The organism is Bacteroides sp. AM23-12 (assembly GCF_003434395.1).
Classification (GTDB): domain Bacteria; phylum Bacteroidota; class Bacteroidia; order Bacteroidales; family Bacteroidaceae; genus Bacteroides; species Bacteroides thetaiotaomicron.
In genome coordinates this window covers 118120-136214 of record NZ_QTLF01000003.1, presented here as the reverse complement: position 1 = coordinate 136214, position 18095 = coordinate 118120, and the positions used below count along the sequence as shown (strand labels likewise).

15 protein-coding genes are annotated in these 18095 nt (G+C 44.6%); 8 read left to right on the top strand and 7 right to left on the bottom strand.

All coding sequences use genetic code 11. The features are described from left to right. Window positions 1–13: 13 nt before the first annotated feature. Window positions 14–817 (bottom strand): Cof-type HAD-IIB family hydrolase, encoded by an 804-nt coding sequence (locus tag DW640_RS04430; protein ID WP_016269295.1) that lies wholly within the window; start codon window positions 815–817, stop codon window positions 14–16. A gap of 115 nt (window positions 818–932) precedes the next feature. Then, complete coding sequence (locus DW640_RS04425; RefSeq protein WP_117577445.1) at window positions 933–4016, bottom strand: DEAD/DEAH box helicase; 3084 nt, start codon at window positions 4014–4016, stop codon at window positions 933–935. A gap of 55 nt (window positions 4017–4071) precedes the next feature. On the opposite strand from DW640_RS04425, the gene mnmA reads away from it, so the two are divergent. Next, entirely contained in the window at window positions 4072–5202 is a 1131-nt protein-coding gene (gene mnmA / locus DW640_RS04420) for a tRNA 2-thiouridine(34) synthase MnmA (protein WP_072066456.1), read from the top strand. A 185-nt stretch (window positions 5203–5387) separates the two neighbouring features. On the opposite strand, the gene DW640_RS04415 is transcribed toward mnmA, so the two are convergent. Continuing rightward, the gene (locus DW640_RS04415) at window positions 5388–6899 is read right to left on the bottom strand and encodes a GH3 auxin-responsive promoter family protein (protein ID WP_016269298.1); all 1512 of its coding nucleotides are present in this window, start codon (window positions 6897–6899) and stop codon (window positions 5388–5390) included. Window positions 6900–7036: 137 nt separating this feature from the next. Between DW640_RS04415 and DW640_RS04410 the strand changes: the two genes are divergently transcribed. Continuing rightward, a complete protein-coding gene (locus DW640_RS04410) occupies window positions 7037–8047 on the top strand; it encodes an ATP-dependent 6-phosphofructokinase (protein ID WP_008767561.1) in 1011 nt (336 codons plus the stop codon). A 43-nt stretch (window positions 8048–8090) separates the two neighbouring features. Here DW640_RS04410 and rnc read toward each other — a convergent pair whose 3' ends face one another. The 3 genes from rnc to DW640_RS04395 are packed head-to-tail and all read right to left on the bottom strand — an operon-like array spanning window position 8091 to window position 10548. After that, window positions 8091–9065, bottom strand: coding sequence for a ribonuclease III (gene rnc / locus DW640_RS04405; RefSeq protein ID WP_117577504.1), 975 nt, complete (start codon window positions 9063–9065; stop codon window positions 8091–8093). After that, the gene (gene fabF / locus DW640_RS04400) at window positions 9031–10293 is read right to left on the bottom strand and encodes a beta-ketoacyl-ACP synthase II (protein ID WP_016269300.1); all 1263 of its coding nucleotides are present in this window, start codon (window positions 10291–10293) and stop codon (window positions 9031–9033) included. Before fabF ends, rnc begins: the two co-directional genes overlap by 35 nt. Window positions 10294–10311: 18 nt before the next feature. After that, complete coding sequence (locus tag DW640_RS04395) at window positions 10312–10548, bottom strand: acyl carrier protein (protein WP_004291965.1); 237 nt, start codon at window positions 10546–10548, stop codon at window positions 10312–10314. A gap of 98 nt (window positions 10549–10646) precedes the next feature. Here DW640_RS04395 and purN point away from each other — a divergent pair, with 98 nt between their 5' ends. Further along, on the top strand, window positions 10647–11270 hold the full coding sequence (purN, locus tag DW640_RS04390; RefSeq protein ID WP_117577443.1) for a phosphoribosylglycinamide formyltransferase: 624 nt from the start codon (window positions 10647–10649) through the stop codon (window positions 11268–11270). Between the two features lie 94 nt (window positions 11271–11364). Here the strand turns inward: purN and pdxB are convergent, their stop codons facing one another. Further along, the gene (gene pdxB / locus DW640_RS04385) at window positions 11365–12414 is read right to left on the bottom strand and encodes a 4-phosphoerythronate dehydrogenase PdxB (RefSeq protein WP_117577441.1); all 1050 of its coding nucleotides are present in this window, start codon (window positions 12412–12414) and stop codon (window positions 11365–11367) included. Between the two features lie 117 nt (window positions 12415–12531). On the opposite strand from pdxB, the gene DW640_RS04380 reads away from it, so the two are divergent. From DW640_RS04380 to DW640_RS04360, 5 genes are read left to right on the top strand one after another with little or no spacing between them, the layout of a single operon-like run. After that, window positions 12532–13137 (top strand): DUF4254 domain-containing protein, encoded by a 606-nt coding sequence (locus DW640_RS04380; protein WP_008767565.1) that lies wholly within the window; start codon window positions 12532–12534, stop codon window positions 13135–13137. Between the two features lie 3 nt (window positions 13138–13140). Further along, entirely contained in the window at window positions 13141–14172 is a 1032-nt protein-coding gene (locus DW640_RS04375) for a glycosyltransferase family 9 protein (RefSeq protein ID WP_048695952.1), read from the top strand. Between the two features lie 31 nt (window positions 14173–14203). Further along, entirely contained in the window at window positions 14204–15178 is a 975-nt protein-coding gene (locus DW640_RS04370) for a glycosyl transferase family 90 (RefSeq protein WP_048695955.1), read from the top strand. 40 nt (window positions 15179–15218) lie between these two features. Continuing rightward, window positions 15219–15962 (top strand): tyrosine protein kinase, encoded by a 744-nt coding sequence (locus DW640_RS04365; protein ID WP_032814211.1) that lies wholly within the window; start codon window positions 15219–15221, stop codon window positions 15960–15962. 20 nt (window positions 15963–15982) lie between these two features. Beyond that, a complete protein-coding gene (locus DW640_RS04360; RefSeq protein WP_117577439.1) occupies window positions 15983–18022 on the top strand; it encodes a glycosyltransferase family 2 protein in 2040 nt (679 codons plus the stop codon). The last annotated feature ends 73 nt before the right edge of the window (window positions 18023–18095 follow it).

Genomic DNA, 18095 nt, shown 5'->3' with positions numbered 1-18095 from the left:
CTGTATAATATGATTAGAGTAACCGTTCTATCACTTCCGCAACCCCATCTTCGTCATTAGTCAGCGTAATGTAGTCGGCAGCCTTCTTCACAGGCTCCTGCGCGTTGCCCATCGCTATGCCTATACCAGCAAACTTGATCATCGACAGGTCATTGTAGCCATCGCCTATAGCTATCACTTCCTCGCGTGTCATTCCTATATTTTCCAACAGTACGCTGAGGGATAAAGCCTTGTCGATACCTTGCGGAACCAACTCCAGGAAATAAGGTTCCGAACGGAAGACATTGATCTTTCCTTGCAGGCGGATGCAAAGCTCGGATTCTACAGGAATCAGCTTGCCGGCATCCCCGACGATGAGGCACTTGGCTACCGGCAGGGTGATGTCAGTCAGGAAGTCGTTTGTTTCCCGTATCGCCATTTTATTGAGAAAGGCTTCTTTTTGTACATACGGATCTTGTGAGTTTTCGGTCACTATTTCTGCTCCGTCGTAAGTCAGTATGCTTAGATGATTGGTGCGGGCACATTCGTAGAGTACCGGAACGACTTCATTGGGCAGTACATTCTCGTACATCATTTCTTTGGTTTCCCAGTTGATGATCTCTCCACCGTTATAGGACAGGATAAATCCGCCGAACTCATTCATGCGTAACTCGTTGGCGAGCGGTACGATGCCGTAAGTCGGTCGCCCTGATGCAAGTACCAGACGGATACCTTGTTCTTGTATGCGTATCAGCGTTTCCCGGTTGCGGGAAGAGATTTCCTTTTTAGAATTGGTGAGTGTGCCGTCGAGGTCGAGCACTATGAGTTTGTATTTCATGTCGCATTGTTTTGGGTTGCAAAGATAGGAGAAAATGGATGACTACAAAGTGCGTGGTAATTAAAATATGCTTAGATTATGCACTTTTATGGTGCAATAGTGAGATGTTTGATTGTTATTGCAGCAAATCCGCCCACTGCTCATTGCTCAGTGCAGGCAGTGCCTCACTATCCGTAATAAATGTTTCTGCCAGCCTCCTCTTGTCCTCCTGTAGTTGGAGAATCTTTTCTTCGATACTGTTCTGAGTAATAAAACGATAGGCGATAACCTGTTTATCCTGACCGATACGATGTGCACGGGCGATGGCTTGTGACTCGGCAGCAGGATTCCACCAGGGATCAATGATAAATACATAATCGGCTTGTGTAAGGTTAAGACCGACTCCTCCTGCTTTCAAAGAAATAAGGAATGCCTGCACATCCTTTTGCTCGGTGAAATGGGCGATTTCGGAAGGTCGGTTGTTGGTGGAACCGGTCAGCAGAGCATACTTCCAGCCCCGTTGGCGGAATACCTCGGCAAGTATCTCCAGATGCCGGACAAAGGAAGAAAAAATAAGTACCTTATGTCCTTCACTTCTTAGTGTGTCAAAGGTATCGATGATTTGTTCCGTTTTTCCCGATATCCCGTCGAAGTCGGGAAAGATAAGCTGCGGATGGCAAGCCAGTTGACGGAGACGCAGGATACCGTTCAGGATGCTGAACATATGGTATCTGTCTCTGTTTTCGGGTTGCTGGAGTAATATGTTGCGGAGGCTGTTTTTCTCCTGTTCGTAGCTCTCATCCTGCTTTTCGGACATGGCGCAATAGATCGTTTCTTCGGTAAGCGGGGGAAGTTCCGGCGCTACCTCGCTCTTGCTTCTGCGAAGGATAAACGGAGCGATGATCTGTTGCAGCCTTTTCTCCATACGGACGTTTCCTTGCCGGATCGGAATGATAAATTGCTTATGAAAAGCGCTTTCTTCTCCTAGCAGGTCCGGTTGCAGAAAACGGAACTGTGCCCACAAATCTTTGAGAGAGTTCTCGATAGGCGTACCGGTAAGTGCAATCCGGTGCTTGCCCTGCAACTGGATGACCGAACGGAAAGTAAGGGAATCATTGTTCTTGATATTCTGACTCTCATCAAGTACGATGTATTCGAATGTGTAGGAGCGGAGAATATCAATGTTATTCCTCATCATCCCATAAGTCGTGAATATCAGATGGAAATGATTGAAGAACTTTTCCGGATGTCCTTTGGGAAACGTGGTGTTGCTGTTATATTCCGCTATCGCAAGAGTCGTGAAGCGTTTAGCCTCTCTTCGCCAGTTGTGGAGCAGGGAAGTGGGGACAACGATCAAAGTGGCAGGCTTACGGGAGTTCTTTCCGTGTTCCTGTCTATGATCATTTTCTTTCGGTTTATTTTTCTCTCTGATTTCCCGTGTGTCCGGCAGCAGCTCATCTTCGGAGGAGAACGAAAATAAAGAGAATTGTCCTTCGGCATCTGCTATCTGCTCTCTGGCGGGAGGATTGCCGGCAGTACATTCCTTGTCCGGCTGATTGTCGGAAGCTGTGGTTTCTGTAAATACGGGCTTCATAGGAGCAGTGACCGCATCGGGAGAAAGCGGTTTGTATATATATTGCAACAGTGTCAGGGTCTGAAGTGTCTTTCCAAGTCCCATATCATCTGCCAGGCAGCCGCCGAATCCTTGCTTGTTCAGCTGCACCATCCATGAGAATCCCTTCTGCTGATAGGGTCGTAGTTCCGCTTTCAGTCCTTGGGGAACAGGAACATTACGTATCTCTCTCTTGAAAGGCAGGTTTTTAGGTCCGTTCTCTTCTAAAGCCGATTGTACGGCACCGACAAAGGTCGGTTTCAGACGAATCCCCGTCTCCGTCTGGGTGCCCAGTTCCAACAGGTTTCCGTATTTGCTGAACCATTCTTCCGGTAAAAGAATCATGCGTCCGTCCGGTAACAGAAACTCTCTTTTCTCTTCAAGGATGTGCTTGCGGAAGCGTGAGAAAGGGATTCGCAGATTGCCGATGACTACCGTGATATGCAGTTCAAACCAGTCGGGCTCATCATCACAACTCTGTTCGATGCGGATTTCGTCCAGACAGTAAGGGGTATTCTCCATATTTCCTGTCAGCAGAAAAGACTGTTGGAGCATCTCCCGATATGTACTGATCCATTCGGTAATTGTCTTTTCAGGCGCATCGGGCGACAGCTTGAAATGAACGTCGCTGACTCGTTGCAAGCCGGAATCCGTTAACATCCGGAGCTTCTCTTCTTCGGCATCGCTATCCCGACGGAAGAAGAATATCTCGCCGAAATCGTTCCGGTAAATGATTTTCTTCATTTCGGTCACGGTGTTGGGAGTAAATGACTGGTCTCCATAACGGAAGCTAAGCCGCAACATCTGTTCGTCGTAAATGGTATCTTCAAGAGACAGGACAGCTTCGCAGGCATACGTCTCTTCAATGATATTCAGTCCCTGAGTCGTAATTTCATGATAGCGTGCTATCGGAATGACGATGTTATCGATATATTTCTCGATTTGGGAAGCAGGGACGCTGATTTTCTTTTTCTTGGTAAAGGGCAGAATGCGTACGCTCTCAATATGCGGAAAGAAGTACAGCTCCATTCCCAGTAAAAGGGCAGACGGTGAGGAGGTCAGCACGATAACAGGCTTCTGCTCACTTAATGAGAGCGGCTGCCCGTCATAATAGCATTGTAGCTGGTAGCGGAAATTGGTCTCATCGGCAAGAAACGTAAAACGGATTTCCACGTCATGAGGATGCACATGATAGGCATGATGCGCATATAGCAGTTTGCTTCCGACCTGTTTCTGATACAGAGGGAGATTATGATGGCGTATCAATGCCAGCATCTCCTGCAACTTTTTCTCGATGAATGGGCGGATATTGTTCTTTACCCGTTCCGGATCTTCGGATAATTTACGCAGAAAACGGGATACTGTTTTCTCGCGCGAATAGATCCCCATCAGATATTTCTCTGTATAATGTGAGGCGATGTCGATAGCTTGTTGCTCGGCCTCGTTCATTCGGTTGATTGCTTCGGGTGAAGCGTGAAAAGCCTGTTCAATGAGTTGGTATGTACCGTCGTCAGATTTCTCTGCCATATAAGGAATCAGCAGTGTGCCGAACGTCAGATGTTCGGTTAAAACGATGATAACTTGTCCGGTATTTGCTTTCTCTTCCATTCTCTTTAGGCTTTAACAAACAAAGATACGGGAAAATCCTTAATTTTGCAGCATGATGGAAGAAAACAAACGAGTATTGTTAGGAATGAGCGGCGGTACGGACAGTTCCGTAGCTGCCATGCGATTGCTGGAAGCCGGATATGAGGTGACCGGAGTTACTTTCCGTTTCTATGAGTTGAACGACTCGACCGAATATCTGGAAGATGCCCGCCATTTGGCAGAGCGTTTGGGAATCCGCCATATCACGTATGATGCCCGTGAGATATTCCGCAAACAGATCATCGAATATTTTGTGCGTGAATATATGGTGGGACATACTCCTGTGCCCTGCACATTGTGCAATAACTATCTGAAATGGCCTCTTCTATCCAAAATTGCCGATGAAATGGGGATTTTTTATATTGCTACGGGGCATTATGTACGGAAAGTAAAGGTGGATGATACCTGTTATATAACTTACGCTGCCGATTCGGACAAGGATCAGACCTTTTTCTTATGGGGACTCAAACAGGATATTCTTCGGAGAATGATGCTTCCGATGGGAGATATTACCAAAGTGGAAGCACGTGCCTTTGCTGCTGAACGGGGATTTCAGAAAGTGGCGGTGAAAAGGGACAGTTTGGGAGTTTGCTTTTGCCCGATGGATTATCGAAGCTTTCTGAAAAAGTGGTTGGTCAGCAATTGTCAGTCGCAGGTCAGCGTAGGTCAGCCACAGGTCAGTGCAGGTCAGACTTGGTCAACGGAAGTCAGACGTGGACGATTCGTCGATGAAAAGGGAGATTTTATAGCCTGGCATGAGGGCTATCCTTTTTATACCGTCGGACAGCGGCGTGGCTTGGGCATTCATTTGAATCGTGCCGTCTTTGTGAAGGAAATTCGCCCGGAAAAGAATGAAGTAGTACTCGCTTCCCTACAGGCTTTGGAGAAAACGGAGATGTTCCTTAAAGATTGGAATATTGTTAATCGGGAACGTTTGTTAGGGCATGCGGATATCATTGTGAAGATTCGCTATCGGAAACAGGAAAATCATTGTACTGTGACAGTTACACCGGATAACTTCCTGCATGTACAACTTCACGAACCGTTGACGGCAATCGCATCCGGGCAGGCTGCTGCCTTCTATAAAGATGGTTTGTTGCTAGGCGGCGGAATCATTGTAGAAGAATCATTGCTTCAGTCTCTATAAAGTTTGAAAAAGTAAAAATCATCTGCCATCTGCAACAGAATCGACTCATCTTATTCTTTATTTTTTGCTTATAGCGTTGTAGATACCAGTTGCAAGCTGGTGATACAAAAAAAGTCCCACAGTGCATATTATGTACACTGTAGGATACTTTCTGTCATATAATGATTTAATTTGTTCGGATAACTTTATTCGTTGTTCAGCACCAGCATTGACTCTATATACTCGCGTGTATTGCTTAATCTGGGCACTTTGTGCTGTCCGCCTAATTTTCCCTTCTGTGCCAGCCAGTCATGGAACAATCCCGGACGCGCAACGATGACTTCCAGTGGTTGCAGAGCAATATCTTTCCAACGCTTCGCCTCATAGTCCGAATTTACTTCTTTCAATGTAGCATCAAGTATTGCGGCAAATTTCTCTACGGAATCCGGCATCTTGGCAAATTCTATCAGCCATTGATGACGGCATTTGGCATGTTCGTCCATAAATACCGGTGCGGCAGAGTATTCGCTCACCTGTGCACCTGTCTCGGCACAGGCCTTAGCTAAGCCTTTTTCGGCATTATCTACAATCAGTTCTTCTCCAAAAGCATTGATGAAATGCTTCGTACGTCCTGTGATGACGAACTTATATGGGTTCTTGCTGGTAAACTTCACCGTATCACCGATCATGTATCGCCACAATCCGCAGGACGTAGAAATCACCATTGCGTAATTCTTGTTAAGCTCCACCTCTTCGAGGCAGTAAGCGCGTGGATTTTCCTTATCAACTTCTTCCAATGGAATGAACTCGTAGAAAATACCGTAGTCGATCATCAGCAACATGGCAGGGTCTGAAAGATCGTTCTGCGTACCAAAGTACCCTTCGGAAGCGTTGTAGGTCTCTACATAATGCATCTTCTTTGAGTGAATCACCTGTTTGTACTGCTCACGATAAGGGGTGAAAGCCACTCCGCCGTGGAAGAATACTTCCAGATTCGGCCACACTTCCTCCAGAGTTTGTTTGCCGGTCTTTTCGAGAATACGCTTGATAAGTACCAGCATCCATGAGGGTACACCGGACAAACTGGTCACATTGACCGGAATAGTACTGTTGGCTATTGCTTCTATTTTGGTTTCCCATTCGCTCATCAAAGCGATTTTCTTGCTCGGCACACGAATGAAATTGATTAACGGATTGACGTTCTGAATCAGAATCGCCGACAAGTCTCCCACCAAACTATGGTTGGAGTTGAGGTTCGGACTATGGCTGCCTCCCAGAATCAACCCTTTTCCCGAGAAAAAGTGACTGTCCGGATTGATGCGGAAGTAGAGTGCCGCAGCATCTTTACCGCCTCTATAGTGAATGTCTTCCAGAGCTTCTTTGCTGACAGGCAGGAATTTGCTTTTATCATTGGTCGTTCCGGATGATTTGGCAAACCAGCGTATTTCCGATGGCCAAAGCAGATTCTGTTCCCCCGCCCGCAAGCGTTCTACATAAGGCTTTATTTCCTCATAAGTCTGTATTGGAAGGCGGTTTCTGAAATCCTCATAGCTACGGATGGAGGCGTAGTCGTACTTTTTTCCCCACTCTGTCTGTGCAGCTTGGTTCACTAAGCGACTCAGCACACGGTGCTGTATCTCACTAGCCTGACTAGCATAAAGGTCTATTTGTTTTAAACGGGAATCGAAAGTCTTACTAATAATCTTTGTAATATTCATTTCTGCTTTAACATAATAATGTTTAGTCGTGCAAAAGTAACCTTATTTATCTTTTTTTTCTATCTTTACGACGGAAATAATCGTTAAAATTTGGCGACTTTTCTTGAATCCCGAGTTTCTGACTAAAAAAAACGACAATGAGAATTGGAATCCTGACTTCCGGAGGAGACTGCCCCGGTATAAATGCCACTATCCGTGGCGTGTGCAAAACTGCCATCAATCACTATGGGATGGAAGTAATAGGAATTCATAGTGGTTTTCAAGGTTTGCTGACAAAAGACATCGAATCCTTTACTGATAAATCCTTATCCGGATTGTTGAACCAAGGGGGTACGATGTTGGGTACTTCGCGCGAGAAACCTTTTAAAAAAGGAGGCGTTGTCTCGGATGTCGACAAGCCGGCACTGATTCTTCAGAATATTCAGGAAATGGGACTGGATTGTGTCGTCTGCATCGGAGGAAACGGAACGCAGAAAACTGCCGCTAAATTTGCCGCAATGGGCGTCAACATCGTATCGGTCCCCAAAACTATTGATAATGATATTTGGGGAACGGATATTTCCTTTGGATTTGACTCTGCCGTGAGCATCGCTACGGACGCCATCGACCGCTTGCATTCTACCGCCAGTTCGCACAAAAGAGTGATGGTTATTGAAGTGATGGGGCATAAAGCCGGCTGGATTGCCCTGTATTCGGGCATGGCAGGTGGCGGCGACGTCATTCTTGTCCCCGAAATCCCTTACAACATCAAGAATATAGGAAATACAATCCTCGAAAGACTGAAAAAAGGCAAACCCTATTCCATTGTAGTGGTGGCAGAAGGCATCTTGACGGATGGCCGGAAACGTGCTGCGGAATACATCGCACAGGAAATAGAATATGAAACGGGTATCGAAACACGTGAAACTGTATTGGGATATATTCAGCGTGGCGGTTCGCCTACTCCTTTTGACCGTAATCTGTCTACCCGTATGGGAGGACACGCGACAGAATTGATTGCTAACGGGCAATTCGGGCGTATGATTGCTTTAAAAGGAGATGACATTTCATCCATCCCTCTTGAAGAAGTGGCCGGTAAATTGAAGTTGGTAACTGAAGATCACGATTTAGTAATTCAAGGCCGCCGCATGGGGATTTGTTTCGGTTAACTTATAATTTACTCTTTTATCGTTAGGATAGTAGTTGGAGGCATCATGCCTTTTCAGTTTCTGTTGCTTCGATCTCATTAACAGTCGTTTCGACTTCATTTGCAGCCGTTTCCACTTCCGGTGTTTCGGTCTCCAAGGTATCCGGTTCCATGGCTTCCGACTCAGTCAATTCGGGCTCAACCAACTCTGTGTCCACTTCTGACGGCATCGAATGCTGCGACTTCGCTTCATTGACTGTATCCATGAATGTCTGGTCTTTCACCTTCTTGATAGCCATTTGTGCGGCATTCTGCTGAGACTCTTTTTTGGAATAGCCCGTACCGGTTCCGGCAGGAAGCCCTTCGATACGAACCTCTGTCTGGAAAACGGGATTACTGTCATGGTCGAGGAACTGCTCGATCAACTCAAAGGAAACCTCCATCTTGTTCTTCTGGCTCCATTCGATAAGCTTGGACTTGAAGTTAACTTCTTTGCGGGATATTTTGTCCAGATCAATATAACGGTTGATGATCCGCTGCTCCATAAACTGCTTGCAACGCCCATACCCCTGATCAAGATAAATGGCTCCGATAAATGCTTCGAAAGCATTCCCGTACATATAACTGTTGTGGGAAGAGGAGCGGGTAGAATATTTGATAAGTTTGTCCAGACCGATCTCCACAGCTAACTTGTTCAAAGTCTCCCGTTGTACGATCTTGGAACGTGTGTTTGTCAGGAAACCTTCCCGTTTCCCTTCGAAACGTTTATAGACAATATCTCCTACGATGGCGTCGAGGATGGCGTCACCCAAAAACTCCAGTCGTTCGTTGTTCAGCGGACGTCCCTTCTCGGAGCGGACGGCAGATGACTTGTGCAGGAGCGCTTGTTCGTAGATCTGGATATTGTGCGGATAAAATCCGAGTATCCGGTAAAAACAAAGATAAGACTCTCTGTCTTTGCGGAACAGGAGTCTTATCTTATCTATTTGGTTACGTAACACGATTTTACTCAGCGTATTTCTTGAAGATAACGCACGCATTGTGACCACCGAATCCAAATGTATTGGACAGGGCAACATTAACCTCACGTTTCTGAGCTTTGTTGAACGTGAAATTAAGGTCGTAGTCAATGTTCTCGTCGTTGTCACCTTCTTCGTGGTTGATAGTCGGAGGAACAATGCCGTTCTTGATGGCAAGGATGCTTGCGATAGATTCTACCGCACCGGCAGCTCCCAGCAAGTGACCAGTCATTGATTTTGTAGAACTGATGTTCAGTTCGTATGCGTGATCACCGAATACTTCCTTAATTGCTTTCGCTTCAGAAATATCACCTACCGGGGTAGATGTTCCGTGAACGTTGATGTAATCTACTTCTTTCGGATCCATTTCTGCATCTTCCAGAGCGTTCAGCATTACCAGTTTGGCACCAAGACCTTCCGGATGGGAAGCTGTCAGGTGATGAGCATCTGCAGACATGCCTACACCGGCAACTTCTGCATAGATTTTCGCACCACGGGCCTTAGCGTGTTCCAGTTCTTCCAAAATCAGGCAACCGCCACCTTCGCCCATGATGAAGCCGTCACGGCTTGCGCTGAATGGACGTGAAGCCTTGCTAGGCTCATCGTTGCGTGTTGACAGAGCATGCATAGCGTTGAAACCGCCTACGCCTGCAGGGAAGATGGCTGCTTCCGAACCACCGGATACGATTACGTTTGCTTTACCCAGACGAATCAGGTTGAAGGCATCCGCAATGGCATTGGTAGAAGTAGCACATGCTGAACAAGTCGCGTAGTTAGGGCCATGGAAGCCATACATGATAGAAATCTGTCCGGCAGCAATATCCGAGATCATCTTCGGGATGAAGAACGGATTGAACTTGGGACCTATTTCCTTGTGAGTGTAGTAGTTGCCTACTTCTTCCTCGAATGTATGTATACCACCGATACCGGCGCCAAAAATAACACCGATTCTGTTCAAATCTTCTTTTTCGACGTCAAGACCGGAGTCCGATACCGCTTCTTTGGCAACAGCGACAGCATACTGAGTGTATAAGTCCATCTTTCTTGCCTCTTTACGGTCGATATATTTAGTTACATCGAAGTTTTTCACTTCGCATGCAAACTGGGTCTTGAATTGCGACGCATCAAAATGAGTAATAGGCCCTGCTCCACTAACCCCGTTCACTAGATTTTCCCAGAATTCGGGTACATCATTGCCAACAGGAGTAATGGCGCCAAGGCCTGTTACTACCACTCTTTTTAATTCCATATTGATGAAATCGGATAATTACTTAGCGTGTTCTTCGATATAAGATACAGCATCACCTACAGTACCAATCTTTTCTGCTTGGTCATCAGGAATAGAGATACCGAATTCTTTTTCGAATTCCATGATAAGTTCTACAGTGTCAAGAGAATCTGCTCCCAGGTCGTTAGTGAAGCTTGCTTCGTTAGTAACTTCTGATTCTTCTACGCCTAATTTATCAACGATAATCGCTTTTACTCTTGATGCAATTTCAGACATAACTTTAAGTTTTTAATTAATAATTAGTTTTATTTCTTTAAATTTGCGGTGCAAAGGAATGAATATTTATCGTTTTGCGCAAATATTTGACTAAATAAATGCAGTCTTTTGCACATTTTTCACTGTTTTGTGCATTGAATTCGAGTATAATGAAGAAAAACATCGCCATTTTCGCTTCCGGTTCCGGCTCAAATGCCGAGAATCTCATCCGGTATTTCCAGAAGAGCGACTCCGTTGAGGTGTCGTTAGTGCTTTCTAATAAAAGTGATGCCTACGTTTTGGAACGTGCGTATCGTTTGAAAGTGCCCTGTAACGTGTTCCCGAAGGAGGACTGGACAGCCGGAGATGAAATTCTGGCTATTTTGCAGGAATATCGCATTGACTTTATCGTGCTGGCAGGTTTCCTTGTCCGCGTGCCGGATTTGCTTTTGCATGCTTATCCCGATAAAATCATAAATATACATCCTGCTCTCCTGCCCAAGTTCGGCGGAAAAGGTATGTATGGCGACAAAGTTCACCAAGCCGTAGTGGCTGCGGGCGAAAAAGAAACTGGCATTACTATACATTATATTAATGAGCACTACGACGAAGGAAGCATCATCTTCCAAGCCACCTGCCCCGTACTTCCCGATGACTCACCCGAAGAGGTGGCTAAAAAAGTACACGCTTTGGAGTATGAGCATTTCCCACATACTGTAGAAGAAGTAATAAGTAATAGGTAATAAGTTATAGGTAATAAGTAATAGGTAATAAGTAATAATCGTAGTTACTTTGGTACCGTACCCGTTCGATAGATATCCGCATGGTTATTACCTATTACTTATTACCTATTACCTGCATATACGCCTTCGCTTCTCTCCTCAACGGGTAATCTCCCCGTAAGGTTTCGAATAGTTCCGGATGGGATTTTAATCGGTTGCTGTCTTCGATGGGATTGTACATTTTCAGCAGAGCTTCTTCACGGTCTTTTGCTTCGATAATAGGCGAAGATGGGGCGGGAGGGGTGATTTCATAAGTTGCGCCTAGGTGGAAGAAACGGCAGATGGAGTCCAGCGACATTCGGGTGGCATTTGCTTTTCCGTCGGCAGAGTATCCGGCGATATGTGGGGTGCCTATCAGTACCTTTTCTAATAATTTACGGTTGATTTCCGGTTCATGTTCCCATACGTCGATTACTGCGTCCGAGATTGTACCGTTGTTGATGGCTTCCAGCAGGGCGTTTGTTTCGATCACTTCTCCTCTTGAAGTGTTGATGACAACAGGCTTCCGTTGGAGAGACCGGAAGAAATTCTCGTCTGCCAGATGGTACGTTTTATATTTCCCTTCCTTATATAAAGGTACGTGAAAGGTGATGATATCACATTCTTCGGCTATTTTCTCTAGTGAGGTGAAGGTAATGTTTCCTTCTTTCTCTTCTCTTGGCAAGTCGTTCAGTAGTACACGCATACCGAAATCCTGTGCGACTTTGGCCACCTTGCTTCCTACATTACCTACACCGATAATGCCGATCGTCAGTTCGTCCGGCTTTTTATTCCGAAGAGATTTCCAGATCAGAAGAGAGGATTGTATATACTGAGCCACCGAGGCGGAATTGCATCCCGGGGCATTCGCCCACTCGATACCCGCCTGCTTGCAGTATTCGGTGTCGATATGGTCAAATCCGATGGTTGCTGTGGCGATAAATTTTACTTTGCTGCCTTCCAGCAATTCGCGGTTGCAGTGAGTGCGGGTCCGGATGATGAGTGCGTCCGCATCCTGTACCAGTTTCCGTGTAAAATCCTTTCCCGGTGCGTAGATTACCTCTTCGGCAATTTTCTCTGCTGCCTCTTTTATATAAGGTATCTTATCATCTATAATAATTTTCATATACAATTCCTTTTTTACTCAGACAAAGGTAAGAAATAAAAAAGTAAGAAACGGTTGCTTGTCTGAAAAATATTACATAGCTTTGTCCTATTATACATCTATTAGCTAGTTAAGATTATGACATTTAGTAACCTTTGCAATGATATTTTTTGGAAATCGACGACAGATTACCATGTGACGGACAGCGTAGATGCGCCGATGAACAATCCTTACGAGTTGAAGTCGATAGAGTATTATTTGTATCTGAAAAACTGGATTGATGCCGTACAATGGCATTTCGAAGATATCATCCGTGACCCGCATATTGATCCGGTGGCAGCCGTAGCTTTAAAGAGAAGAATCGATAAATCCAATCAGGACCGTACGGATCTGGTGGAGTTGATCGATAGCTATTTTCTTGATCGATATAAGGATGTAAAGCCGCTGGCAGATGCTACCATCAATACGGAAAGTCCTGCCTGGGCAGTAGACCGTCTCTCTATTCTTGCTTTGAAAATTTACCACATGCAGCAAGAAGTGGAGCGTACGGATACGACGGAAGAACATCGTGCACAATGCCAGGTAAAACTGGATATTCTGCTGGAACAACGGAAAGACCTTTCTTCGGCTATCGATCAGCTGCTGGCTGACATCGAAGCAGGGAAGAAGTATATGAAAGTATATAAACAGATGAAGATGTATAATGACCCGGCGCTGAATCCGGTGCTTTATGCAAAAAAATAACGAATGGCGCGTATTCTCATTATCCGTTTCTCGGCTCTTGGCGATGTAGCCATGACGATACCGGTAGTACATTCGCTGGCAGTACAATATCCTCAACTTGAAATTACTGTGTTGAGCCGTGCTGTGTGGCAACCGCTTTTTCAGGGACTTCCTGCAAATGTGAGTTTTATCGGTGCTGACCTGACGGGTAAACATAAAGGATTATGGGGGTTGAACACCCTTTATTCGGAACTGAAAGCAAAGAGTTTCGACTATGTGGCAGATTTTCATCATGTGCTTCGTACGAAATACCTGTGTCTGAGGTTCCGGCTGGCTAATATACCTGTGGCATCTATCTATAAAGGTAGAGTGGGAAAAGAAAAATTAGTCCGCCGCCGGCATAAAGTATTGGAGAACCAGAAAAGTTCTTTCCGTCGTTATGCCGATGTGCTGGAGAAACTGGGTTTTCCTGTATTGTTGAATTTTTCTTCGATTTATGGAGATGAAAAAGGAAACTTTGCAGAGATAGAACCTGTCACAGGCGCAAAAGATAATTTGAAATGGATTGGTATAGCTCCTTTTGCCAAGCACATGGGTAAGATATACCCTATTGAATTGCAGGAGCAGGTAGTAGCCCATTTTGCCGCCGATCCGAAGGTGAAGGTTTTCCTTTTCGGAGGTGGCAAGAGTGAACAGGAAGTATTCGATGGCTGGGTGGCGAAATATCCTACCGTCGTTTCTATGATTGGTAAGTTGAATATGCGTACCGAATTGAATCTAATGAGTCATCTGGATGTGATGCTCTCGATGGATTCGGCGAATATGCATCTGGCTTCGCTGGTCAACATTCCGGTGATCTCTGTCTGGGGAGCTACTCATCCATATGCCGGGTTTATGGGATGGAAACAGTTGCCGGTCAATACGGTACAGCTTGACCTGTCATGCCGTCCCTGCTCCGTATACGGACAGAAACCATGCTGGCGGGGCGATTATGCTTGCCTGAGAGAAATAAAACCCGAACAGGTGATAGCGAAGATTGAAGGAATAATCAATTAGGAGCCAGGTACTCCTGAGATATGGAACAAGAATGAAGAATAAACTTTTATATAAGTTGCGTAGCGGGAAGAATCCTAAGTTCATTTACTATTCGGTAAATGCTCTCAGACTGGTCATTCCGAAAGGCATTTTCCGGCTACGGTTACAAGGAAAGTTGTCTTCACTATCCCGCCGGAAGGACAAGGATTATATAGAACGTCGCGTTGACTATTATAACAAACTTTCCGGAACGGTGCAATTACCTTCTTCTGCTCCGCATCTTTCAGAGCACAAGATGAGCAAACAAAAAGTGTATTTCTTTGATACTTATCAATATACCCGCTGGTTTTCTGATCAGTTTCAGTGGGGCTTTTGTCCCGGTGATGTGACATTTGTTCCCGACTATCCCTCTATTGTGAAAAGCCGTCCGCTGACAGATGATAATGCGAATTCGATTGTGATGAAACTGGATAAGGTTCGTCATTTTATATTTGTGGAGGATAAGAAGGCTTTTACTGAGAAGAAAAATATGGTAATCTTTCGTGGAAAGGTAAAAGGAAAACCTTCCAGAAAGCTTTTTATGGAAATGTATTTTCATCATCCGATGTGCGATTTGGGCGATGTCAGCAAAAATACGACTGATCCGGCAGAGTGGCGCACGGAGAAGAAAACGATTAATGAGCATTTGGATTATAAATTCATAATGGCTCTTGAAGGAATCGATGTGGCCAGCAACCTGAAATGGGTGATGTCATCAAATTCAATAGCAGTGATGCCCCGGCCTACCTGTGAGACATGGTTTATGGAAGGCACGCTTATTCCCAATTATCATTATATTGAAATAAAACCGGATTTTTCTGATCTGGAGGAGCGGTTGAATTACTATATAGAGCATGTAGACGAATCATTGGAGATCATCAGACATGCCCATGAATATGTGTCCCAGTTTAAAGATAAGAGAAGAGAAAATTTGATATCACTGCTTGTGTTGGATAAATATTTTAAGATGACCGGGCAAAAGAGTTGAGAGATGAAGAGAAGTATGACCATTCTTGTTTTTTCGTAAGATGAAAATAATGATTAACCCCAAATACGAATATCTGAGAGAATATGTAGAACGTATTCCGAAAGATTTTGAGACAATAGGAACGGTAATTCATTCCGGGCGAAATTTGATAAAGATGATCACGGTGGATGGATTGGATATTAACGTGAAACGGTATACGATACCTCCACTGATAAATCGGATCGCTTATGCTTTCTTTCGCCCTTCGAAAGGGAAACGGGCTTTTGTTTATCCGGAGAAACTGTTGGAGAAAGGGTTTGAAACCCCATGTCCTATTGCCTATATAGAAGAGACAAAAATGGGCTTGATTGGTCATTCATATTTTATGAGCATACAATCTCCCTATCGATATAATTTTTGCCAGTTTGGCAATGCGGATATAAAAAGCTGCGAAGATGTAGTGACCGCTTTTGCGGAATTTACAGCGCGTTTGCATGAAGCCGGAATTCTGCATCTGGACTATTCGCCGGGAAACATCCTGTATGACAAGATAGGAGAGGAATATCATTTCTCACTGGTGGATATTAACAGAATGCATTTTGGTGAAGTGGATATTAAGAAAGGTTGTGCGAATTTTGCCCGTTTATGGGGGCAGACACCCTTCTTCATCTTGTTGGGAAAAGAGTATGCCCGTTCGAGAGGGATGGATGAAGAAGAATGTGTGCGTTTGATTCTGCATTACAGAAAGAAATTCTGGAACAGATATCGTCGCAGACATCAGGTCTGGTTTCAGTTGGATATTTAATGGCTAAAGGAGGGTAATTAATGATAGTAGCTTTTGAAAATAATGTTGTTTGTTCGGATGAAAAAGTGCGGGACTACTTGCTGGCTCATCATGCTGACTTGAAAGAAGATCAGGATGAGGACGCATTATGTCTGGTTCGTTTGCATAAGGAGGAAGACATTGATGGCACTGATCGTGTGGACTTAGTCGGATGGAGGGAGATTTCGAGAGAACTTTATTGGGCTGGGGAACAGATGGAGTGCAATTATTCTATTATCCGTTTTAGTCGGAAGACTACTTCTTTGCAGATGTCGGTCGTACTGTCAACCTGCAACCAGCTTGAATGGCTGGAGAAGGTGTTGTGGGGATATGAAGCCCAGGATACTAAGAACTTTGAATTGATTGTTGCCGATGATGGTTCGCGGAAAGAAACTTATGATATGTTGCAGAGGATAACTCCGCAATTATCCTTTCAGGTGAAGCATGTATGGCACGAAGATAAAGGATTCCGTAAGTGCGATATTCTGAATAAAGGCATACTGGCTGCGCAAGCAGATTACCTGCTTTTCAGTGATGGCGATTGTATTCCACGTAAAGACTTCGTCTCAACTCACCTGTGTCTTCGCCGTAAAGGACGTTTCCTGTCCGGCGGATATCATAAGTTGAGTATGGATTTGTCGAAAGATATTACAAAGGACGATATATTATCCGGCAGATGTTTTGATCTGCAATGGATGAGAGGAAAAGGGATGCCTGCCTCTTTTAAAAATAATAAACTGACTGCTACAGGATTTAAAAGGTGGGCATTAAATACATTTACTCCTACCAAAGCAAGCTGGAACGGGCATAACGCTTCTGGTTGGCTAAGCGATATTCTGGCAGTGAATGGTTTTGACGAGCGTATGCAGTACGGTGGACAAGACCGTGAATTTGGAGAACGTCTGGAGAACTATGGAATTCATGGTATGCAGATACGTTACTCTACCGTATGCCTCCATTTGGATCATGCAAGAGGGTATAAGACGAAAGACTCTATTCAGAAGAACCGGAATATACGAAAGCATACTCGTGGAGCAAAGGTTCAATGGGCTTCTCTGGGCATTGTAAAGGATGAACTGAGAGGTCAGTCTGTGAAGGTGAACAGTTATTATGATCGCTATATACGGGAAGAAGAGAAGCTGACTTCCTATAAGGAAAAAGGAGGATTTTACCGACATATCTATTCTTTGTCTTGCAGGTGGAGAAGAGCAAAGTATCATGATAAAGTGGTGCGTGCTTATCAGCAGGACACTGATGCTCCGGCATTATCGAACCATTCGGGAGTCATTGTCTCGTTGACGACATTTCCTCCCCGTATTTCCCAGCTTCATCTGATGTTGAAATCAATTCTGTGGCAGACTTGTCCGCCCGAAAAGATAATTGTATGGTTGTCGGAACAGGAGTTCCCCGGACGGTTGAATGATCTGCCAGAAGAACTTAAAATGTTGATGGCTAAAGGAATAGAATTCAGATTTGTGTCTGAGAATTTCCGTTCACATAAGAAGTATCATTATGTTTTCCGTGAATATCCGGATAGTAAAGTGATAACAGTGGATGATGATCTGATTTATCCCCGGAATACGGTTGAGCGTTTGCTTTCCTTATCGTATCAGTATCCGGATACGGTTTGCGGAAACGTTATCCGGAAGATTCATATGGATGGAAATTCTTTTTCGGTATATAGAAAGTGGACGAAAGTGTTTACGATGCCGGTGAATAGTTCTTTGCAGAATGTGGCAATCGGATGTGGCGGGATTTATTATCCTCCCCATTGGTATGGAGAGGAGTTGTTTGACTGGAAAATAATCAGTGAACATTGTCCGTCTGCGGATGATTTATGGTTGAAAGCGAATGAATTAAAGAGGCGGGTCAAGGTGACAGGAGGGGGTGAATTCTATCCCCGGCCGATAGAGCTGCCTCAAACGCAGAATAATAGCTTACAAAAGAAAAATAATGGGAAAACTAACCTGAATGATAAACAGTGGAAATCTTTGAATGAACTTTGGAAACTAGACGAATTATACTGTATAAATGGCAAATAAGAGGTAATTGTTTGATTTGAGAGTGTTTAGATTGTATTATCGAATCACAGACAAGTGTGAAATTTATTTAAAA

Coding starts and splice junctions, on each gene's coding strand:
- DW640_RS04375 (WP_048695952.1), top strand. CDS start 13,141: ATGGCGCGTATTCTCATTATCCGTTTCTCGGCTCTTGGCGATGTAGCC.
- DW640_RS04410 (WP_008767561.1), top strand. CDS start 7,037: ATGAGAATTGGAATCCTGACTTCCGGAGGAGACTGCCCCGGTATAAAT.
- DW640_RS04430 (WP_016269295.1), bottom strand. CDS start 817: ATGAAATACAAACTCATAGTGCTCGACCTCGACGGCACACTCACCAAT.
- mnmA (WP_072066456.1), top strand. CDS start 4,072: ATGGAAGAAAACAAACGAGTATTGTTAGGAATGAGCGGCGGTACGGAC.
- pdxB (WP_117577441.1), bottom strand. CDS start 12,414: ATGAAAATTATTATAGATGATAAGATACCTTATATAAAAGAGGCAGCA.
- DW640_RS04425 (WP_117577445.1), bottom strand. CDS start 4,016: ATGGAAGAGAAAGCAAATACCGGACAAGTTATCATCGTTTTAACCGAA.
- fabF (WP_016269300.1), bottom strand. CDS start 10,293: ATGGAATTAAAAAGAGTGGTAGTAACAGGCCTTGGCGCCATTACTCCT.
- DW640_RS04415 (WP_016269298.1), bottom strand. CDS start 6,899: ATGAATATTACAAAGATTATTAGTAAGACTTTCGATTCCCGTTTAAAA.
- DW640_RS04365 (WP_032814211.1), top strand. CDS start 15,219: ATGAAAATAATGATTAACCCCAAATACGAATATCTGAGAGAATATGTA.
- DW640_RS04395 (WP_004291965.1), bottom strand. CDS start 10,548: ATGTCTGAAATTGCATCAAGAGTAAAAGCGATTATCGTTGATAAATTA.
- DW640_RS04370 (WP_048695955.1), top strand. CDS start 14,204: ATGAAGAATAAACTTTTATATAAGTTGCGTAGCGGGAAGAATCCTAAG.
- purN (WP_117577443.1), top strand. CDS start 10,647: ATGCAGTCTTTTGCACATTTTTCACTGTTTTGTGCATTGAATTCGAGT.
- rnc (WP_117577504.1), bottom strand. CDS start 9,065: ATGCGTGCGTTATCTTCAAGAAATACGCTGAGTAAAATCGTGTTACGT.
- DW640_RS04360 (WP_117577439.1), top strand. CDS start 15,983: ATGATAGTAGCTTTTGAAAATAATGTTGTTTGTTCGGATGAAAAAGTG.
- DW640_RS04380 (WP_008767565.1), top strand. CDS start 12,532: ATGACATTTAGTAACCTTTGCAATGATATTTTTTGGAAATCGACGACA.